This is a genomic window from Candidatus Pelagibacter sp. HIMB1695 (genome assembly GCF_052047655.1).
In the GTDB taxonomy this organism is placed as follows: Bacteria; Pseudomonadota; Alphaproteobacteria; order Pelagibacterales; family Pelagibacteraceae; genus Pelagibacter.
In genome coordinates this window covers 868,624-888,284 of record NZ_JBNAJT010000001.1, presented here as the reverse complement: position 1 = coordinate 888,284, position 19,661 = coordinate 868,624, and the positions used below count along the sequence as shown (strand labels likewise).

Annotated in this window: 21 protein-coding genes; 6 read left to right on the top strand and 15 right to left on the bottom strand. The window is 28.4% G+C overall.

Annotated features, from left to right (window positions below; genetic code table 11):
- Positions 1-14: 14 nt before the first annotated feature.
- The 9 genes from nadD to metX form a co-directional block, all read right to left on the bottom strand.
- Positions 15-542, bottom strand: coding sequence for a nicotinate (nicotinamide) nucleotide adenylyltransferase (nadD, locus tag ACTTAX_RS04840; RefSeq protein WP_440693757.1), 528 nt, complete (start codon positions 540-542; stop codon positions 15-17).
- Positions 538-1,788, bottom strand: coding sequence for a glutamate-5-semialdehyde dehydrogenase (locus tag ACTTAX_RS04835; RefSeq protein ID WP_440693296.1), 1,251 nt, complete (start codon positions 1,786-1,788; stop codon positions 538-540). Before ACTTAX_RS04835 ends, nadD begins: the two co-directional genes overlap by 5 nt.
- Positions 1,789-2,895 carry a glutamate 5-kinase gene (gene proB / locus ACTTAX_RS04830; protein WP_440613704.1) on the bottom strand — a complete coding sequence of 369 codons (1,107 nt, stop codon included), beginning with the start codon at positions 2,893-2,895 and terminating at the stop codon, positions 1,789-1,791.
- Entirely contained in the window at positions 2,885-3,868 is a 984-nt protein-coding gene (gene cgtA, locus ACTTAX_RS04825) for an Obg family GTPase CgtA (RefSeq protein ID WP_440693294.1), read from the bottom strand. The genes proB and cgtA overlap by 11 nt, the downstream gene beginning before the upstream one ends.
- A gap of 26 nt (positions 3,869-3,894) precedes the next feature.
- Positions 3,895-4,149, bottom strand: a complete 255-nt coding sequence (rpmA, locus tag ACTTAX_RS04820) for a 50S ribosomal protein L27 (protein ID WP_075506491.1) — start codon at positions 4,147-4,149, stop codon at positions 3,895-3,897.
- A 14-nt stretch (positions 4,150-4,163) separates the two neighbouring features.
- On the bottom strand, positions 4,164-4,562 hold the full coding sequence (rplU, locus tag ACTTAX_RS04815; protein ID WP_440633072.1) for a 50S ribosomal protein L21: 399 nt from the start codon (positions 4,560-4,562) through the stop codon (positions 4,164-4,166).
- A 66-nt stretch (positions 4,563-4,628) separates the two neighbouring features.
- Positions 4,629-5,348 (bottom strand): hydroxyacylglutathione hydrolase, encoded by a 720-nt coding sequence (gloB, locus tag ACTTAX_RS04810; protein WP_262589875.1) that lies wholly within the window; start codon positions 5,346-5,348, stop codon positions 4,629-4,631.
- Positions 5,349-5,945, bottom strand: coding sequence for a methionine biosynthesis protein MetW (gene metW, locus ACTTAX_RS04805; protein ID WP_262589873.1), 597 nt, complete (start codon positions 5,943-5,945; stop codon positions 5,349-5,351).
- Positions 5,935-7,065 (bottom strand): homoserine O-acetyltransferase MetX, encoded by a 1,131-nt coding sequence (gene metX / locus ACTTAX_RS04800; protein WP_440693292.1) that lies wholly within the window; start codon positions 7,063-7,065, stop codon positions 5,935-5,937. Before metX ends, metW begins: the two co-directional genes overlap by 11 nt.
- A gap of 192 nt (positions 7,066-7,257) precedes the next feature.
- Here metX and hisC point away from each other — a divergent pair, with 192 nt between their 5' ends.
- Together hisC and ACTTAX_RS04790 are read left to right on the top strand one after the other, a co-directional pair.
- Positions 7,258-8,340: a histidinol-phosphate transaminase gene (hisC, locus tag ACTTAX_RS04795; protein WP_440619040.1), complete on the top strand. Its 1,083-nt coding sequence runs from the start codon at positions 7,258-7,260 to the stop codon at positions 8,338-8,340.
- Positions 8,341-9,237, top strand: coding sequence for a prephenate dehydrogenase (locus ACTTAX_RS04790; RefSeq protein WP_440693290.1), 897 nt, complete (start codon positions 8,341-8,343; stop codon positions 9,235-9,237).
- Here ACTTAX_RS04790 and ACTTAX_RS04785 read toward each other — a convergent pair.
- The 3 genes from ACTTAX_RS04785 to ACTTAX_RS04775 are packed head-to-tail and all read right to left on the bottom strand — an operon-like array spanning position 9,234 to position 12,785.
- Positions 9,234-9,977: a C40 family peptidase gene (locus ACTTAX_RS04785; protein ID WP_440693288.1), complete on the bottom strand. Its 744-nt coding sequence runs from the start codon at positions 9,975-9,977 to the stop codon at positions 9,234-9,236. The two genes, ACTTAX_RS04790 and ACTTAX_RS04785, sit on opposite strands and share 4 nt — an antisense overlap.
- The gene (locus ACTTAX_RS04780; RefSeq protein ID WP_440693286.1) at positions 9,967-11,343 is read right to left on the bottom strand and encodes an AmpG family muropeptide MFS transporter; all 1,377 of its coding nucleotides are present in this window, start codon (positions 11,341-11,343) and stop codon (positions 9,967-9,969) included. Before ACTTAX_RS04780 ends, ACTTAX_RS04785 begins: the two co-directional genes overlap by 11 nt.
- Before the next feature lie 2 nt (positions 11,344-11,345).
- Entirely contained in the window at positions 11,346-12,785 is a 1,440-nt protein-coding gene (locus ACTTAX_RS04775; protein ID WP_440693284.1) for a TrkH family potassium uptake protein, read from the bottom strand.
- A gap of 87 nt (positions 12,786-12,872) precedes the next feature.
- Between ACTTAX_RS04775 and ACTTAX_RS04770 the strand changes: the two genes are divergently transcribed.
- Genes ACTTAX_RS04770 through ACTTAX_RS04755 form a run of 4 tightly spaced genes read left to right on the top strand, consistent with a single transcriptional unit; the run spans position 12,873 to position 16,405 of the window.
- Positions 12,873-14,435, top strand: coding sequence for a lysine--tRNA ligase (locus ACTTAX_RS04770; protein ID WP_440693282.1), 1,563 nt, complete (start codon positions 12,873-12,875; stop codon positions 14,433-14,435).
- Positions 14,435-15,487, top strand: a complete 1,053-nt coding sequence (locus ACTTAX_RS04765) for a quinone-dependent dihydroorotate dehydrogenase (RefSeq protein WP_440693280.1) — start codon at positions 14,435-14,437, stop codon at positions 15,485-15,487. The genes ACTTAX_RS04770 and ACTTAX_RS04765 overlap by 1 nt, the downstream gene beginning before the upstream one ends.
- A 52-nt stretch (positions 15,488-15,539) precedes the next feature.
- Complete coding sequence (gene rpmB / locus ACTTAX_RS04760) at positions 15,540-15,851, top strand: 50S ribosomal protein L28 (protein WP_440693278.1); 312 nt, start codon at positions 15,540-15,542, stop codon at positions 15,849-15,851.
- Positions 15,851-16,405 (top strand): queuosine precursor transporter, encoded by a 555-nt coding sequence (locus ACTTAX_RS04755; protein ID WP_440693276.1) that lies wholly within the window; start codon positions 15,851-15,853, stop codon positions 16,403-16,405. The genes rpmB and ACTTAX_RS04755 overlap by 1 nt, the downstream gene beginning before the upstream one ends.
- Here the strand turns inward: ACTTAX_RS04755 and speB are convergent.
- The 3 genes from speB to ACTTAX_RS04740 are packed head-to-tail and all read right to left on the bottom strand — an operon-like array spanning position 16,402 to position 19,507.
- Positions 16,402-17,277, bottom strand: coding sequence for an agmatinase (speB, locus tag ACTTAX_RS04750; protein ID WP_440693274.1), 876 nt, complete (start codon positions 17,275-17,277; stop codon positions 16,402-16,404). The genes ACTTAX_RS04755 and speB overlap by 4 nt on opposite strands.
- Before the next feature lie 2 nt (positions 17,278-17,279).
- Positions 17,280-18,323: a 1,9-bis(guanidino)-5-aza-nonane synthase gene (locus ACTTAX_RS04745; RefSeq protein WP_440693272.1), complete on the bottom strand. Its 1,044-nt coding sequence runs from the start codon at positions 18,321-18,323 to the stop codon at positions 17,280-17,282.
- On the bottom strand, positions 18,323-19,507 hold the full coding sequence (locus tag ACTTAX_RS04740; protein ID WP_440693270.1) for a type III PLP-dependent enzyme: 1,185 nt from the start codon (positions 19,505-19,507) through the stop codon (positions 18,323-18,325). The genes ACTTAX_RS04745 and ACTTAX_RS04740 overlap by 1 nt, the downstream gene beginning before the upstream one ends.
- Positions 19,508-19,661 lie beyond the last annotated feature (154 nt).

The window sequence follows — 19,661 nt, the reverse complement described above, 5'->3', positions numbered from 1 at the left end:
TTAAATTTAGACTATCAAATTTTTCTTAATTGAGAAGATGAAATGTTGACTTTATTAAACTCTATAAATTTGAGGGTGGTATTACTGAGAGCCTTAAATGTCTTTGATTTTAATGAGTTTTTTTTATAGCCATGTCTATCGAAAACTAAAATATTACACTTTTGTGAAATAGATTTTGATTTATACCATTTGTGAAAATTTATTAAGTTATCTGCTCCCATTAAAAAATAGATTTCAATATTTCTATTTTTTTTCAAATAATTAATTAAATCGATTGTTTTATTTGAATTAATTTTATTTTCGTAAAATCTCACTTTTATAAATGAATTTTTACCAATAATTTTTTTACAGAATTTTATTCTTTCAGTAACTGAGGTTTTGCTCTGGTTTTTAAATGGATTTTTTTTTGTGATTGCCCAAATAATGTTTTTAAGCTCAAATCTTTTTTTTGCTTCTTTTGAAATTGCTATATGACCTTTATGAGCAGGATCAAATGATCCTCCTAAAATTCCTATTTTTGTCCTATTTGATTTCAAATTAATTTCTTATTTTACCGTTACTTGTAATTTGATATTTGTATGAAACAAGTTGATTAAGTCCTACAGGCCCTCTTGGTGGTAGTACATTGGTAGAAATTCCAACTTCTCCTCCAAACCCAAATTCACCTCCATCTGCAAATTGAGTTGAAGTGTTATGCATAGCAATAGAGCTTTTGACTTCTTTTAGAAATTGATTAGCTGTTTTTTTGTTTTTTGTAATTATTGAGTCTGTATGCATTGTTCCATACTTATTAATATGACTTATAGCTTCATTGAGGTTGTTTACTATTTTAACAGAAACTGCTGAGCTTAAATATTCTGTAGACCAATCTTTTTCAGTAGCTTTAAAAATTTTACCTTTATAAAATTTAGCCAAAGTCTTTTCTCCATAAATTTTACAACCATTTTTTTCTAAATTACCCAGGATTGTATTGCTAAATTTTTTAACAATATTTTTATGTAGAATAATGGTTTCGGTCGCCCCACATATGCTGGTGTTTCTTAATTTTGCGTTAGTAACAACTCTATTTGCCATCTTTAATTCAGCGTCTTTGTCGACATATGTATGACAAATACCCTCAAGATGACCAATTATAGGAACCTTAGAAAGTTCTTGAACTTTTCTTACAAGATTTTTTCCACCACGTGGGATTATAACATCAATATATTCTTTCATTTTGGAAAGCATTACATCAACCATCTTTCTGTTTTTAGAGTCTATAAATTGTATAAAGTTTTCATCTACTTTATTTTTTTTGAGCGCTATTCTAAAAAGTTTTGATAAAATTCTATTTGAATTGATTGCCTCAGAACCTCCTCTTAAGATTACTGCATTACCTGATTTGAAACATAAACCCGCAACATCTGATGTAACATTTGGCCTACTTTCATAAATTACACCAATAACTCCTATTGGAATTGATACTCTACTAATATTTAATCCATTAGGTCTTTTCCACTTTTCTAGAACATGATTAATGGGATCTTTAAATTTAATAATACTAATAATAGAATTTCTGATGTCGTTTATTTTTTTCTCATTTAAATGAAGTCTATTAATTAAATTTTCTTTTAATCCTATTTTTTTTGCGTAATTAATATCTTTAGTATTTTCTTTAATTATTAAACCTTTGTTTATGTTAAGCATTTTAGCATAGTAGGCTAAAACACTATTTTTAACTTTTGTGTCTATTTTATATTGACTTGCTTTTCTTGCTCTTTTACCGATTAAATTCATATAATTATTCATTTACACTTCTACCATATCATCTTTATGAATAACTTCAGATTTTGCAACATACCCAAGTAATTTTTGAATTTCATTCGAATGGTGTCCCATAATTTTTTTTACTTCATCAGAAGAAAAAGAACTTAAACCCCTAGCACATTCATTATTTTTTTTATCTAAAACTTTTATATGATCACCTTTGTTAAATCTTCCTGATACATTTTTAATACCTGCAGCTAGTAAACTTTTTCCAAGCTTTAACGCTTTTTTGGCTCCATCATCAATTACAATATTTCCTTTAGGTGCAATTGAGCTAATTATCCATTTTTTTCTAGCATGAAGTTTAGAGACCTTTGGGCTGAACCATGTACAATTATTTTTTTCAATAATTTTTGAAATAGGATTTGAATACAGTCCGTTTGCAATAATCATACTGCTGCCAGCTAATTGACAAATTTTAGCAGCTTCAATTTTTGTTTGCATTCCTCCACTTCCATATTCATTAATTCCTTTGATATTAATTTCTTTTAAGTCTTTGTTTATATCATTTACTATTTTTATTAGTTTAGCGTCTTTATTTACTTTTGGATTTTTTGTAAAAAGGCCATCTACATCTGAAAGTAAAATTAATGTATCGGCGTTTGTAATTTGAGCTACTCTAGATGCCAATCTATCATTATCTCCATATTTTATTTCAGTTGTTGCAATTGTATCATTCTCGTTAACAACTGGGATAAATCCAAGCTCGAATAAATTTTCGAATGTTCTTTTGGCATTTAAGGATCTTCTTCGTTCCTCCGTATCTTCTAGAGTTAACAAAATTTGTGAAATATTTAATTTGAATTTTGAGAAGGTCTGAGAGAATAAATTCATTAGTTCAATTTGGCCAATAGAGGCAATTGCTTGACTTTTATCTAACTTAATATTTTTTTTGTTAAAATTCATTTTTTTACATCCAAGAGCGATAGCACCTGAACTAACAATGACTATTTTTTGATTTTTATCTTTTAGTTTTTTGATGTCCCTCGCAAAGCTTGAAAGCCATTTTTTTCTAATTTTTTTATTTTCATCAACTAATAAAGATGAACCAATTTTAATAACAATAATTTTCGAGTTTTTAAGATACATAGGATAATAATTTTGCCTTAATTTTTGAAACCGACTCTTTATTTAAAGTTGTCATAGTCATTATCTCACAATTTTTATCTTTAGAGAAATCATCAATTACATCTTTAGCTGTGTCTTCATCAATTAAATCTATTTTGTTAAACACAATTAACTCTCTCTTTTCAAGCATTTTAGAACTGTAATTTTTAAGTTCATTTTTAACCTGATCATAAGATTCGTTAAGATCAAGATTAGTAATATCAATTAAATGTAATAAAGATTTGCATCTTTCTATATGTTTTAAAAACTGTATCCCAAGTCCAACACCCTCATTGGCACCTTCTACTAATCCTGGTATATCGGCTATTGTGATTTCTTTATCATCATAGCTAGCAACACCTAAGTTAGGATTAAGTGTTGTAAATTTATAATTAGCAATTTTAGGATTTGCGTTTGTAAGTGCTGCCAACAAACTTGATTTTCCTGCGTTAGGTAATCCGATAATTCCGATATCAGCTATTGTTTTAAGTTGTAACCAAATTGTAAACTCTTCTCCCAAAGTTCCTTTCGTAAATTTTCTTGGAGCTCTGTTTGTAGAACTTTTAAATCTAGTATTTCCCAAACCACCTTTGCCACCATTAGCTGCAATGTACTCTTCTCCTTTTTTGTTAAAATCAAATAATAGAGTTTTGTTATCTTCTTCAAATACCTGGGTTCCAAGAGGAACTTTTAAAACCAAATCCTCACCACTTTTACCTGTTCGATTTTGACCAGAACCATTCTCTCCACGCTGAGCTTTATGATGTTGTTGATATCTGTAATCAATTAAAGTGTTTAAGTTTTCTTCTGATTTTAAAATGATAGAGCCACCCCTGCCTCCATCACCTCCATCAGGTCCTCCAAACTCAACATACTTTTCTCTTCTAAAACTTGGTGAACCGTCACCGCCGTTTCCAGCCTTAATATAAATTTTAACTTGATCGAGAAATTTCATAATACAACATTTTCTTGGTTGTACTATTAATTGGGTTTTACTGAAACGTAAGTTCTATCTAATTTAGATTTTTTGAATACAACTTTACCTTTGATAACAGAAAAAATTGAATGATCTTTTCCCATTCCAACATTTTCGCCAGGAAAAATTTTTGTTCCTCTTTGTCTAACAATTATATTTCCAGGTATTACAGTTTCTCCACCGTATTTTTTAACACCAAGTCTTCGACCAGCACTATCTCGTCCGTTTCTCGATGATCCACCTGCTTTTTTTGTTGCCATAATTTACCTAATAACTATTTACTTGCAGCTTCCTTAACTTCTTCTTTTTTGGGAGCTGGTTTAATTTTTTCAGCTTCAGATAATACTTTACCATCTTTTGAAAAAATTTTGTTAATTCTTATCAAAGAAAATTGTTGTCTGTGTCCATTTTTTCTTCTTGAATTTTGTCTTCTTCTTTTTTTGAAAATTAGAATTGTTCTATTTTTACTATTTTTAATTAAATCTGCCTCTACCTTAGCACCTTCAACATTAGGAGTTCCAACCTCAATATTTTTATCATCCCCATATGCTAGGATTTCATTAAATTCTATCTTAGTCTCAGGCTTTGAATCTGGTAATTTTTCAATTTTTAATATCTCACCAGATTTAACTTTGTACTGCTTACCACCTGTTTTTATTACTGCGTATGACATAGTATGAATATTAAATTTAAGTAACCGCAATATAGTTACCGGAAGCCTATAGTCAAGCTGAATTAGTTAGAAATTATCCTTTAAATCCCTTAATTTTGAAAAGGATTTTAGGTCATTAGCTCTTAAAAAAATATTACAATCAATTTCATCTTGTAAGGTTGATGGAATAGTAGGTAAATTATTATTTCTTTGTTGTTTTATAAATTCTATTTTTTTTAACAAAGAAGAGTTTTCAGAATCATGTTTCAAGCAGAATTTTGAATTATTTAAAGTATATTCATGGCCACAATAGATTTTTGTTTCTTTAGGTAAAGATTTTAATTTACTTAAAGAGTTATACATTTGTTCATATGTACCCTCAAAAATTCTACCACATCCAAGTGAGAAGAGAGTATCTCCGGTGAATAGTAAGTTTTCTTCAAAAAAATAAAAACAAATATGTCCTGTTGTGTGTCCAGGGATATGAATAATTTTAGCTTTAAAATTTCCGCTATTCCAAATTTCATTATCTTTTAGCAATATATCAATCTCTGGTATCCTTTTTGCATCTCCATTAAATCCTAAAACAACAGATCCAAATTTTTTTTTTAATTCAGTATTACCCCCAACATGATCATAATGATGATGAGTATTTAAGATATATTTTAATTTAATATTTTTATCGTTTAAGTAATTGATTATTGGTTTAGCTTCACTTGGATCAACAACACATGCTTCCTGTTTTTCATTATCAATAATTAAATAACTATAATTATCTTGTAGGCACGGTATAATTTCAACTTTCATTTATTTTTCTATTAAAAATATTCCAAGATCAGCAAATAAATTTTTAGTTCCTAAATTACTATTTGTTATATTTGAAGTGTTGTTACTATTTAAAGCTAAAGTTTTTATCATTTTAATTTCTTTAAATTTTATAAAATTTACAAAATCTTTAATTGTGCACATATGTAAATTAGGTGTACTGTGCCATTGTTCTGGTAAAGATTTTGTTATTGGCATTGTGCCCTTAAATAATAGATGCAATCTAACTTGCCAATTACCAAAATTTGGTATCGTTACAATTGCTTTTTTTCCAACTCTTAAAAGTTCATCTAAAACAATTTCAGGGCTTAAAAATGCTTGGAGTGTTTGACTCAATACTACATAGTCAAACGATTTATCAGGAAATTGTTTTAAGTCTTTCTCTGCGTTACCTTCTATTACAGTTAATCCTTTTGCAATACATTCTTGTACTTTTTCCTTAGAAATTTCTAGCCCTCTTACATTTATATTTTTATGTTCTTTTAAAAATTGCATCAAAGTTCCATCTGCACAACCTACATCTAGAACTTTTTTATTATCTTCAATTAAATCTGATATTACTTTAAATTCATTTTTCATTGTTTAACTCTGTATAAGATTTGTCTAAGAAATTTTTTAGTGCGTTTAAAAAATCAGGAACATCTAATAAAAAAGAGTCGTGACCTTTATCAGATACAATTTCTACAAAACCAACATCTGCTCCAATAGAATTTAAAGCTATAACAATATCTTTATTTTCTTGGGTTGGATAAAGCCAATCAGAAGTAAAAGAAATGACAAAAAATTTAGCTTTTGTATTTTTAAATGCATCAGATAGATTTCCATTAAATTGTTTAACTAAATCAAAATAATCCATGGCCCTAGTTATGTAGAGGTAGCTGTTTGCATCAAATCTATCTACAAATACAGATCCTTGGTATCTCAAATAACTCTCAATTTGAAAATCCGCATCAAAACCGAATTTCAAATCTTCTCTTTCTTGCAATTTTCTTCCAAACTTTTCCTGCAAACCTTTTTTAGAGAGATAAGTTATATGAGCTGCCATTCTTGCAACAGCAAGCCCTTTACCTGGGTTTGTGTTATTAGCTTCATAATTTCCATCTTTCCAATTGCTGTCAGCAGTGATTGCCTGTCTTCCTAGTTCATTGAAAGCAATATTCTGTGCCGAATGACTTGAAGTTGTAGCAATGGGTATAACCGTTTTAGCTTTATCAGGAAAGTTGGTGATAAATTGAAGAACCTGCATACCCCCCATAGAACCTCCGGTAATAGCAAATAGTTTATTAATTCCAAAGTGTTCAAGTAAATTATATTGTGCATTCACCATGTCATTAATTGTAATAACTGGAAAATCGGTTCCAAAAGTTTTCTGTGTTTCAGGATCTTTATGGCTTGGTCCATAAGATCCCATACATCCACCAATTACATTTGAACAAATAACAAAATATTTATTGGTATCTATTGCTTTGTCTGGGCCTACAGCAAAACTCCACCAACCATCTTTTTTAGTAACAGGATTTAAACCAGTTACAAATTGATCTCCAGTTAGTGCATGAAATACTAATATAGCATTGTCCTTATTCTCATTTAAAGACCCATAAGTTTCGAATGCAATTGGAAAATTGTTTATAGTTTTACCGCAATCTAATTTAAGAGGTTTTTTTATAATTAATGTCTTAATATTTTTTTCTGTATTCATTTTAAAGCCTCTGGATGAATTGTGAGAAAAAAAACTATTTTAGCGGTTTTTTTTAAGCGCTCGCAATTCAGTTAAATCAGCGCACAAATTTTGTACAAGAACTTGTAATTTATGTCAATTTTTTAAAATAAGATCATATTCTCTATAAATATTTGTTTTTTTATCTATAAAGAGCTCATAAAAATAAAAAAAATGAGCACACCTAAATTTAAAAAATTTAACATAGAAGCTTATAAGCCTGGCAAATCTAAAATTAACAAAATTAAAAAGGTCATTAAATTGTCAGCTAATGAGTCTGCTTTAGGGATGAGCCCGTTAGCAAAAAAAGCAATATCTCAAAAAAATTTAGTATTAGATAAATATCCAGATGGAAAGTCTACCAATCTTAAAATGGCAATATCTAAAGCGTATAAATGCAATTTCGATAAAATAATATGCGGAGCAGGTTCTGACGAGGTAATTCAAATGTTATGTCAATTATATCTACATCCAAAGGATGAAGTGATTGTTCCTCAATATAGTTTTTTAATGTACAGGATTTATGCAAAAATTGTTGGCGCAAAAGTTGTATTTGCAAAAGAAAATAATTTTAAAGTTTCAATTGAAGAAATATTGAAAAAAGTATCTAAGAAAACCAAAATAGTTTTTATTGCAAATCCAAACAATCCAACAGGAACATATTTAACTAAAAAAGAGACATTAGAACTTAGAAGAAAATTGAATAGAAATATTTTATTAGTAATTGATGATGCGTACTCGGAATATATGAAAAATGATGATTACAGCTCTGGTTTAGAATTATTTAAAAATAAAGATAATGTATTTATATTGAGAACATTTTCTAAAATGTTTGGTTTGGCCTCATTAAGAATTGGTTGGGGATATGGATCGAAACAAATAATTAGAGCGTTAAATGTTATTAAACCACCTTTTAATGTAAATGGTTTGGCCCAAGTTGCGGCCGCAGAGTCTTTGAAGGATAAGCAATTCATTCAAAAGTCCATTCGACATAATTTAAATTATGCAAATAGACTAAAAAAATTTCTCGAAAAATATAATATTTTTTCAAACGCTGTATCAGCAAATTTTTTACTATTAAATTTTGATGACTGTAAATATTCAGCAAATTTTCTTTACCAAAAATTAAAAAATAAAGGAATTATATTAAGATCTACTGAAGATGGTTATCATATTAAAAACAAATTGAGATTAACTATTGGGTCATCTAGAGAAAATTTAATATTCATGAATGCAGTGAGAAAGATTTTTAATTAAATGAAAAATATTTTAATCATAGGTTGTGGTTTACTTGGATCTTCAGTTTTAAGATCTATACACAAAAATAAATTAGCAGATAAGGTATATATTTATGAAAAGTCAAAAAAGAATATATCAAGAATTAAAAATCTTAAATTACCTGGAAAAGTAGTTAGTTCATTAAAAGAAGCTGTAACAAAATCTAATTTTATTATTTTTTGTACACCTATGAGTGAATACAAAAATATTATTATGAAAATAAATAATTATATTTCTCCTAACACATTAATTACTGATGTTGGTTCTTCAAAAATTGAATCATCAAAAATAATAAAAAAATTTTTAAAAAAAGGAATTGCATGGACTTCCAGTCACCCAATTGCTGGTTCTGAAGTAAGTGGACCACAGCACGGAAAGAGCAACATGTTCGAGGGCAGATGGTGTATTTTAATTAAAGAAAAAAATACAATTAAAAAAAATTTAAATTTTCTGAAAAAATTTTGGGAGAAGATTGGATCAAAAGTAACAATCATGTCACCAGAAAAACATGACAAAATTTTTTCAATAACTAGTCATTTGCCTCACTTAATTGCATATAATTTAGTTAAGTCAGCTCAAGATTTTGAGAAAAAACAAAGCTATGATTTAATCAAATATAGCGCAGGAGGACTAAGAGATTTTTCAAGAATAGCAGCTTCTAATGAGATTATGTGGCGAGATATTTTTTTCAATAACAATAAAAATATTTCAAATGCTATTGATTTATTTATTAAAAATTTGAAATCATTTAAATCTGATATTAATTCAAAAGATAATAAATCTATTATAAACAAGCTTATTCAAACTAAAAAAGTCAGATCAAAAATAATTAAACTCAAACAAGATATTAATAAGCCAGATTTTGGAAGAAGCTAAATTTTAATTTTAGCTATTTTTTTAACTTTAAGTTTTGCTGTATTTTCAATTCTTCTAATTGTCTTAATTATAGGCATGATCAATACTTTTTTTTCAGGGCCATAAGCGTGTATCAATTGCTTGGAATTTAAACACATTGCGACATGTCCTTTCCAAAAAATGATATCTCCCTTTTGATAATTTTTTTTTATGTTTCCTTTTAAATATTTAATTTGATCTTTGGTATCTCTAGGAAAAAACTTATTATTATAAAAGTAAAATATTTGCAATAAGGCTGAGCAATCTATTCCTCTATAACTTTTTCCACCCCAGGTATATTTTATGTTCAAAAATTTTTTAAAGATTTTAATGAAGTTTTTTTCTTTATAATTTATTTTTTTAATATCTTTTTTTTTAATCCACTTATTTTTATCAATTCTGGCAAAATTTTTATTAGTTTCTTTAACTGATAACTTTGATCCAAGAGATAGAAAAATATTAGTTTTTAAATTTGGTTTTTTATAGATATTTGCTTTTAAACTACTTACCTTATAATTAGCTTTAAATTCTTTTAAATAATTTTTATTTTGAATGTACCCAGTATAATTATCAAAACTAGATTTTATTTTTATCCAATTTTTAGTTTTAGATAAAATTTTAAATTTCTCTCCATACAATATTTGTGAAGTTACTTCTGAAAATTTAGAGGATTTCTTATAGATATTAGAAAAACTACCTGTAAAATAAAATTTATTTTGCACCAATTTTAATTTTATTTTTTATCATCCATAGACATATTAGTGAAGGAAAAACCATAATAGTTGTTAGGACAAAAAATGTTCCCCAATCTCCGTTCAACCAATCTACCAAAGCTCCTGATGATGATGCTAAAGTTGTCCTCCCAGCAGTCCCTATAGATGCAAGTAAAGCGTATTGTGTTGCTGTATATGTTCGATCAACCAGTAAAGATATAAATGCTACAAATGCAACAGTTGCAAAAGCTGCAGTAATATCGTCAGCAATAACTGCTATTGCAAATAATAGTTCAGATTTACCAGTCCATGCTAAGACAGCAAATAACAAATTTGTAACCGCCATTAAACCTCCTGCAAAGAACATAGTTTTTATAGTTCCAGCTCTCATGGCCATTACGCCACCAATTAAAGTAAATACGACAGTTGTGATCCAACCCAATCCTTTTGAATAGATTGCTATTTGTCCTTTTGAAAAGCCTATTTCTTTATAAAATACAATCGACATTCTACCCATGAATGCTTCTCCAATTTTAAACAAAAAGACAAACCCTAAAATTCCTGCAGCTATGGCAAAACCATTTTTTTTAAAGAAGCTAATAATGGGTCCACCAATTGTTCCAGTTATATAGGCAACAAAAGTTGTAATAATATTGTTAGATCCTAGTTTACCTTTAATTAGTTTATCAGTTTCCTTTTGCTTTGATTGTCTGTCAGTTTCTACTGGTTCATGAACAAACATCAGAGCAATATTCATTAAAATAATTAGAACACCTAATATTAAAAAAGTTGCTTGCCAGTAATCTTGGATACCAATATTTTCAAAGAACTCTGCAGTAAATAAAGCAACCACACCACCTAATTTGTAACCTGTCCACCAACCAACTACAGCCATTGCAGCACCTGCTGCCATTGATTTTCCCTCATTTTCATTAATTTGTTCAATTCTTAATGCATCTACCGTTATGTCTTGAGTTGCTGATGCTATAGCGATGATCAATCCAACTGTAATTATCAACGCTAAATTTTCTGTAGGATTTATGATACTCCAAACTAGTAAACTTAATAGAATTACTAATTGCATTAAAACAATCCATCCTCTTCTGTGACCTAATTTTTTAGTTAGGAAAGGAATTTGAATTCTATCTATAATTGGTGCCCAAAGATAATTAAAAGCATAAACTCCAAAAATAAGTCCTGCCCATCCAATAGTTGATCTACTTAATCCTTCTTCTTTTAACCAAAGACTTAAACTACTTGCGATCAAGACCCATGGAAATCCGCTGATTGCACCAAGTAATAAAATTCTTAGCATCCGGATATCTTTGTAAACTGAAATAGATTCCAACCATGATGTTTTTTTTATTTCAGACACAATTAATTTTTCCAAAATGATGGTAAAAATAATACTAATATTGCAAATAGCTCAAGTCTACCCAAAATCATACCTACTGTTAAAATCCATTTAGAAAGGTCTGGTAATGAAGAAAAATCTCCATTAGGGCCAATTATTGGACCAAGACCAGGCCCAACATTTGAAATAGATGTAGCGGCGCCTGAAATAGCTGTAATAAAATCTAAACCAGTTAATGATAACAATGCAGTAAGAATAAAAAATATTACGATATAAAAATAAATAAATGAAATAATTGAAGCTATAAACTTTTCATCAACTGCACTTTGATCATACTTAATTACAAATACTCCTTTAGGATAAATTATTTTTTTTAATTGGTTTAGAATAAATAGATAAAGAATTTGAATTCTAAATATTTTTACACCACAAGCTGTAGATCCTGCACATCCACCTATAAACATCAGTGCAAGAAACAGAGTTATAGGAAAACTACCCCATCTATCAAATTCTGCGTTTACGTAACCAGTACCACTCAGGATTGATATGGTATTAAAAAATATTGATCTTAAACTAAAGTTTTCTTGGTTAGAAAATAATAAGTAAATAGATAAAATTATAACAGTTAATATTATAATTTTTAAAAAAGTTTTGATTTGAATATCATTTAAAAAAATTTTTTTGTTTCCACTAATAAATTTAATGTAAGCAATAAAAGGAATACTTCCTAATATAATAAAAAACATTGATGAAATTTCAATTGGCAAACTATTAAAGTATCCAATTGACTCGTTGTAGTTAGAAAAGCCCCCAGTAGCAATTGTAGTCATTGAGTGGGTTAAGCTGTCAAATTTACCCATACCAAATATCCAATAAGTGATTGCACAAAGGCCAGTTAATCCTGAGTAAATATAAATTAATCTAAGTGCTATTTCTTTTGACTTGGGGAGTATTTTTTCTGAAGAGTCATTGCTTGAAATTTTAAATAATTGCATACCTCCAACATTCATTATAGGCATTAAAGTAATCGCCATTACAATTATTCCAATTCCACCTAACCATTGCAAAATAGCTCTCCATAAAAGAAGACCCTTTGGTGCGTTCTCTAAATCTGAGATTATTGTAGATCCAGTTGTAGTAATTCCTGACATACTTTCAAAAAAAGAGTCTGTAATTGAAAGTTCAATACTAGAGAATACAAACGGTAAAGATCCAAATACTGCAATACTAATCCAAGATAGTGCAGTTAATAAGAAAGCTTGTTGTAAATTAAGTTTTTTATCGTGATCTAAATTTGACAAAAAAAATAAAGTTCCAAAGATTATGGTTACAATAGATGAGCCAAAGAAAGATGAGTCTATCTCTGAGTAAAAGAATTGTACTATAATTGGGATGAACATTGATACACCCAATATTATTTGCAGAATTCCAAGCGTAAAAAAAACAGTTTTGTAATTAGACATTTTGAAAGAACAATATTTTATGGTAAATAAATTTCAACTCTATAAGAATTAATATAATCACTAGTTTAAGGTTAAAAAGAGCAATTCATGATTAAAAAAGATGTCCTAGAAAAGACAAGTGCTTGGCCTTTTGTTGAAGCTAAAAAAATGCTTCGTGAAAGAAAAGCTTTTATTGAAAAAAAAGGTAAGATTACTCTCCAAACTGGATATGGTCCAAGTGGATTACCTCATATAGGAACTTTCGGAGAAGTTGCACGAACTTCAATGATGGTTAATGCACTTAATCAACTCACAGATTTACCAACAGAAATTATTACATTTTCAGATGACATGGACGGCTTGAGAAAAGTTCCAGATAATGTTCCTAACCAAGAATTGTTGCAACAAAATCTTCATAAACCTTTAACACAAGTGCCTGATCCTTTTCAAAAATTTAATAGTTTTGGAGAACACAATAATGAAATGTTGAAGGATTTTTTAAACAGTTTTAATTTTAAATATAATTTTAAAAGTTCTACATCTTTGTACAAGGCAGGGTTTTTTAATCCTACTTTGAAAATCATTTTAGAAAATTATGAAGGAATAATGAATATTATTTTACCAACACTTGGGAAAGAAAGACAAAAAACATACAGTCCTTTTTTACCTGTATGTCCTGACACAGGTCATGTTTTAGAGATACCTGTTATAGAAATTGATCAATCTAATTCTAAAATAATATTCGATAATAAAGGTAAAAAATTAGAGAGTAGTATTTTAGGTGGTAATTGTAAATTACAGTGGAAAGTAGATTGGGCAATGAGATGGTTTGCTTTAGACATTGATTTTGAAATGTATGGCAAGGATTTGATTGAAAGTGCAATTTTATCTACAAAAATCATTAATTTATTGGGTAAAAAGAATCCATCAGGATTTGCATATGAACTTTTTCTAGATGAAAAGGGTGAGAAAATTTCAAAATCTAAAGGTAATGGAATAACTATTGATCAATGGTTGAAGTATGCTTCACCAGAAAGTTTATCTCTTTATATGTATCAAAATCCAAAAAGAGCTAAAAAACTTTATAAAGAAATAGTTCCAAAAGCAGTAGATGAATATTTAGATAACATTGAAAAATCTAAAAAGCAGAATGAGCAGCAATTAGTAATGAACCCAGTGTGGCATGTCCACAATGGAAGCATTCCAAAAGAAGACATGATTATGAGTTTTTCAATGTTATTGAATTTAGTCGAAACAAGTAATGCAGATAGTAAAGATTTATTATGGAAATTTGTAAAAAAATACAAACCCAATATTCAGGAAACTAATTTTCCTATTTTTGATGGATTAGTTGGTTACGCAATTAAATATTTTAATGATGTAATTAAGTCTCAAAAAAAATACAAAACACCTTCTGAAGATGAAAAAAAAGCTCTTGTGGCTTTAATTTCAACTCTAGAAAAATGCAATGATCAGATGCCACCAGAAGAAATTCAAACTTTGATTTATTCTACTGGAAAAGAAAATGGTTATGCTGAAAATTTAAGAGATTGGTTTAAACTTATTTATGAGGTAGTTTTTGGTGATGAAAATGGACCAAGAATGGGATTTTTTATAAGTTTTTTTGGTGTTAATGAAACAAAAGACCTTATAATGAGTAAACTCAAATAATGTATTCAAATTTAAGATCTTTAATTTTCAAATTAGATCCAGAAAAAGCCCATACTCTAGCAATTCAATCTTTAAAATTTAATCTAGTATCAAATGTATTTGATGAAAATAAAAATGATCCAATTTTTAAAACACAAATATTTGGCAAAGATTTAAATAATCCAATAGGTATAGCAGCCGGTTTTGATAAAAATGCAGAAGTTTACAATCCTTTGTTTAAACTGGGATTTGGTTTTGTTGAAGTTGGAACTATTACTCCTTTAAAACAATATGGCAATGAAAAGCCAAGAGTATTTAGATTAGTTGAAGATCAAGCGCTAATTAATAGATTGGGATTCAACAATCAAGGATCTGAGACTATTTTAAATAGGATAAAATCAAATAAAAAAAATGGAATACTCGGAGTAAATGTTGGACCAAATAAAGACTCTGATAATAGATTGAATGATTATTTAATTGGATTAGAAAAATTTCATGAAGTTGCTGATTATATTACAATAAATATTTCTTCTCCTAATACTGAAAATTTAAGAAACTTTCATGATGAAAATAAATTAAAAGAATTATTAAAATCAATTAAAGACAAGAAAAATGAATTGAAAACTAACATTCCAATCGTAGTTAAAATTTCTCCAGACATTGATTTAAAGCAAATAGAGTTAATATCAGAGATTCTTTTAGAAAATGATATATCTGCAATAATTATTTCAAATACATCAGAAAGTACTAGAGATGATTTAAAGAATATTCAACGTCATCAAAGAGGAGGCTTGTCGGGAAAGCCAATTGAACAAAAATCAAATTTACTTATTAAACAATTCTTTAAAATGCTAAATGGTAGAATTAAAATAATTGGGGTAGGAGGTATAGACTCAGGAAAGTCTGCACATGATAAATTTTTGTCAGGGGCAGATTATATTCAGTTATATACAGGGATGGTATTTCAGGGACCCAACATTGCAGCAAACATTAAAAAAGAGCTAAAAGAATTACTTCTTAGAGATGGAGTGAAAAATATTTCAGAAATTGTTGGAAATAAAACTCTTTCTTAATTTTAATAAACTTGACGCCTTCAATATCTCCCCTTATATAGGCAATGAAATTATGACAAAAAAATGCGAACTAACTGGTAAAATTCCTATGAAGGGTCATAATGTTAGTCATGCTAACAATAAGACTAAAAGAAGATTTTTACCTAATTTAAAAAAAGTGAAATTTACAAGTGAGCTTGCTGGAAGAAGTTTGAAATTAACAGTTAGCAATTCAGGAGTAAGATCAGTTGATAAAAAGGGAAGTTTTGACGAATTCTTAAAAACTGTAAAAAATAAAAATATATCACCAAGATTAAAAAAACTTAAAAAAGTTATTTTATTAAAATCACCATATCAAAAAAAGCCAGTAGCTAGATCTGCTTAATGAATAAATATTTTATCAGCCTATCTCTAATGATGGGTTTGGTTGTTTTATCATCAAACTATCTTGTTCAATTTCCAATCAATTATTATGGATTAAATGAAATTCTTACTTATGGAGCTTTTAGTTATCCAGTAGCTTTTTTGATAACCGATTTAGCAAATAGATCTTATGGAAAGATAATTGCGAGAAAAATAGTTTATTTTGGTTTTTTTATAGGAATTATTTTTACTTTATTTTTTTCAACAAACTTTGAAGATTTAATATCTATTAGAATTGCAGTTGGATCAGGAGTGGCTTTTCTTACAGCACAATTGCTTGATATTCAAATATTTGATCGTTTAAGAAAAAAACAGTGGTTTGTTGCACCTCTAACTTCATCATTAATTGGTTCAACTATTGATACTTTTTTATTTTTCTCAATAGCATTTTATGGAACAGGAGTTCCTTGGGTTACTTTATCTTTGGGTGATTTGGGTGTTAAAATACTAGTAGCATTAATAATGTTAATACCATTTAGAATGTTATTAAAAATATTTAAGCCAATTAAAGTCTAATATAAAAATCTATAAGATAAAATTTTATAAGCTAATTTAGCAACAAGAAAATTATAGGAGTTAAATCCTTTAATTGGAGAAAGTTCATTAATGTCAGCTCCAACTATATTTGAATTTTTTGCGGCAATTCTAATTATCTCTAATGTCTCGTCCCACAACAATCCACCTGGTTCAGGTGTTCCGGTAGCAGGCATAATACTTGAATCTAATCCGTCTACATCAAACGTTAAGTAAACAGTCTTATTTTTTATTAATTTTTTAAATTTATTTAAATTCCATTTTTTTTTATCTTTTGCCCAGAAGATATCTATTCTATTTGAATTTTTTTTCAAAAAAGGAATCTCACTTTCTGATATATTTCTAATTCCAAAAGAGATTAAAGACACATTTTTATAATCTAAACATCTTCTTATTGCAGATGCATGTGAAAATTTTTCACCATTATAACTTTCACGTAAATCTGCATGTGCATCAAAATGTAAAAGACAAATATTTTTATATTTCTTTGTAAAAGGAACAATGCACCCTGGTGTAATTGAATGTTCACCACCAAAAGTCATTGGAAATAGTTTTTTATCTAAAATTTCCCCATTGATTTTAGAAATTTTATTTAATGCCACTTTGATATTTTTATCAATTTTAAATGGTTTTAATGTTTTGATACCTATTTTTTTGTAAGGTTCACAATTTAGTTCCTCATCATAAAGTTCAACTTGGTGAGAAGCTTTGATAATTTCTTTTGGTCCATTTTTTGTTCCACCGCCATAACTAACAGTTTTTTCAAGTCCAAATGGAACCACTACTACTTTTTCTTTGAAGTTGAATGTATTATCAATTCCCAAGAAACCATGTTTGTTTGATAAATATTTCAATTTTATATAAATAATTTTGAGAAGTTTTTTCGTTCTCTATTTTTCCACTCACCTTTATGATAAGCATCGCTAGCTATTAATGGCAATACACTTGTTGCTTCAGCAAATACCATTTGTTCTTTAGTGATATCCACTTTACCCCAAGAACTTGCTTCTTTTAAAGTAGAACTACTACATGCACCATCTCTGCTATCAGCAACTGTAATTTGTACAGCATACTTATGCATATCTACATTTTTACCAAGAAGCTCAGCACAAATAACAGTGTCTTGAATAAAATTTTTAGGAACTCCTCCACCAATCATAAATAAACCAGAACCTTTTGATTTGATTTTAATTTCAGTTAGTTCTCTAAACTCTCTAACAGAGTCTATAGTCATATGTTTTTTTGGATTTTTTTCTTGGTGCATTACAAGACCAAAACCTGCGCTTGAATCTGTGAAAGCTGGACAAAAAATTGGAACATTATTATCGTATGCTGTTTCAATTAAAGAATCTTTCTTTTTTGAATTTTTTTTTAAATATTTTCCCATTTCTGAAATAAACTCTCTTGAAGTATAACTTCTTGGTTCTAAAGTGTCTGCTATTTCGCAAATAATTTTATCACACATTTGAAGCTCTTCTTCGTCGATATATGTGTCGTAAATTCTATCAATATAGTTGTCTCTTAATTCAGTATCATCTTGAAATTGAGATCCCTGATAATGTTTAAATCCAAGAGCTTCAAAAAAATCCATATCTACAATTGATGCCCCTGTTGCTACAATTGCATCAACCATATTATATTTAACAAGATCTTTATAAATATTCATACATCCTGCTGCAGATGTTGATCCTGCTAAAGTAAGAAAAATTGTACATTCCTTATCTTTAAGCATTTCGTTGTAAATGTTCGCTGCATTTGCAGTTTCTCTAGATACAAATGACATTTTCTCCATTGAAGAAATAATTGTTCTAGAGTCAAATGAAGTAATATCTATATGTTCGACAGGATTTTTTAATAAATCTCTTTTACTATTATGTCCTGGATTTTTTTGGTCTGACATTAAGCAACCATATGAGCGCTGTTAACGTCTTTTTCATACATTGACATTATTGGTTTATCTTCAACTTCATAAATTTCATCTGAATAGTAACCATTGAATTGTGTTCTAAAAGTTAATCCATATGCTCCAAGTTGACCAAGTTCTATGTAATCATTTTCCTTAATATTATTTGGTAATACAAAAGGTCCTTTCATATAATCCATGCTATCGCAAGTAGGACCAAAGAAATCAAAAGCAGTCATTTTTTTTGAAATTATTTTATTTGAATTTTCTTTAATCATTTTAGATGGATAAACTATGTTAGGTGTCCCTGCATCAAATAAGGTTCCATATGTTCCATCGTTTATATAAAGTTTTTGTTTTTTTCTTAAATTAACTTTAACAATTGTTGAACCACTTTCTGCAACCAATGCTCTTCCTGGTTCACAAATTATCTCTGGCAACTTTTCTAATTTTAAATTAGATAAACTTTTTTTAATTTCATTGAAGTATTCATCTAATGATTGAGGAATTAAATCTGGATAAATTGTTGGAAATCCACCACCAACATTTATTGTATCAGGTATTATTTTTGTTTTTTTAATTATATTCCCAATCTCATTTATACCTTTGGCGTATGAAATTGGGTGCATACACTGTGATCCAACATGGAAACTTAATCCAATTTTTTTTGCATATTGTTTTACTAATCTTAGCAATCCCACAGCTTCAGATGTTAGTGCTCCAAATTTTTTAGATAAATCAATTTCAGCATGCTCATTTGAAACAGCAACTCTTACAAATAATTCTAAATCTTTTGCATTATTTGTGCTTTCAATAATTTTAATTAACTCTTCTTTTGTATCTAATGAGAAACTTTTTACACCATAATTAAAATAGGCCTCTTTTATACTTTCTCTACTTTTTACTGTATGCATGTAAGAACATTTTGCATTTTGAGTTATTTTTCTTATGGCCTTAATTTCCTCTATCGAGGCAACATCAAATTGGTTTACACCATTATTTAAAATAGTTTGAATAACTTCAGGATGTGGGTTTGTTTTGACTGCATATAATATTTTTCCAGGGAATTTATCTAAGAAAAATTTAACCGAAGATTCTATGGATTTCTTCCTAATACAATAAACAGGCTTTTCAGGTTTCAGCTGATTTATAAGTTCTTCAACTGACTTAAATTTTTGCATTTCATATGCCTCCAAAAAAAAATTTAATAAAAAAAAGTTTTTAATAAAACTTTAATAATTTGAGGCATATAAAGTAAACGTAGGCAATGTAAAGTAAATAATTCAAGCCTGATATGCGTATTTTTCATGTATTGTAATATTAGATTTAGATCCC